Raw genomic sequence first — 1,274 nt, forward strand, 5'->3', positions numbered from 1 at the left:
CCTGGGAGTTTCGATTTCGATCCGTACGACGTCCCCCTGTCGGGCCCGGCGGCGACGATCCGGGTCTGCCGCTTCCGGCCCGAGGCCGAGGGCGAGGCCCGCTACGAGGTCCTCCCCAACGTCGCCTGCGAGCGGATCCGCCACGCCGAGGGCCCCCAGCCCCCGACCGCCCGGTTCCGCTACATCCTGGACGACGCCGACCCCGAGGCGGCGGCCCCGGCCGACTTCGGACGCCTCTGGCCGCTGGAGTCCGCCGGACCGTACGTCATCCGCAACGACGAGCGGCTGGTGGTCCTGGCGACCACGCGCGACGGCGACGCCCACGTCCTCTTCGACGGCTTCGCGCAGTCGCCCCAGGTCGACCTCACGCCGCAGTCGCAGCGGGTGAGCTTCGTCGCCGTCGGCGTCGCCTCGCGGTGCTGGGACGAGCCCATCGGCGGCCGGCTCCAGCGGCACGCCGACGACCCCCGCCACGGCGAATCCGTCCTGGTCGACCTCCCCTCGCGGTTCAACCCCGACGGCAAGCCGAACTGCACCCCCGACGGCTACGACGTGGAGCAGGCCGACGCCTCGACCCGACACCCGGTGTTCCTCGACCCCGACGTCGACCGCGATCCCGACCCCCGAACCTTCTGGACGCTCGGCAAGTTCGCTCGCTACATCCTGGGGGTCTACAACGACGAGTCCTACGTCCACAACCCGGACTTCGACCGGCTCGACGCCCTCCTCCAATCGCGGGGGCCGTCGCCGGACGGGAGCCCGGTCGGCGGTGCCGCCGGCACCGCGGCCGACGTCGTGATCCGCGACTACGACGCGACCAACACCCCCTGGCCCGAGGCCCTGGCGGCCCAGCTCGACCTGGCCGGCTTCGGCATGCGGTTCATCACCGGCGAGGACGGTGCCGGCTCTCCCCGCAGCGAGATCGAAGTCTACCGGAAGGACGCCGACGCCGCCGGCCCCGTCCGCGACCTGCTCCTCCCCGGCCCCGGCGCGGACCTGAATCCGGCCCGCTGCAACGTCTCCTCGCTGCACCTCCGGAGGGACTCGCGGTCGATCGTCAACGCCGTCACGGTCGAGACCGCGCAGCGTCGCGTCGAGGTGTCGGTGGTGCTCGCCCCCGGATTCCGCCCCGTGGCCGCCGACGCCTCGGCTTCCGAGCGGGCGCGGTGCCTCCGCGCCAACCTGGGCTCGGCCGAAGGCGAGGACGACCGCAAGTATCGCTATTACGAGCGATTTTCAACCAGGTGTAGCACGGCATGTCGGGTGCGATATGT

1 protein-coding gene is annotated in these 1,274 nt (G+C 72.4%); it reads left to right on the forward strand.

All coding sequences use genetic code 11. The features are described 5' to 3' along the window. Positions 1-1,274: hypothetical protein (locus tag G6O68_RS31815; RefSeq protein ID WP_165253774.1), on the forward strand; the 1,274-nt coding region annotated here is incomplete at both ends.

It is taken from the genome of Paludisphaera soli (assembly GCF_011064595.1).
GTDB lineage: Bacteria > Planctomycetota > Planctomycetia > Isosphaerales > Isosphaeraceae > Paludisphaera > Paludisphaera soli.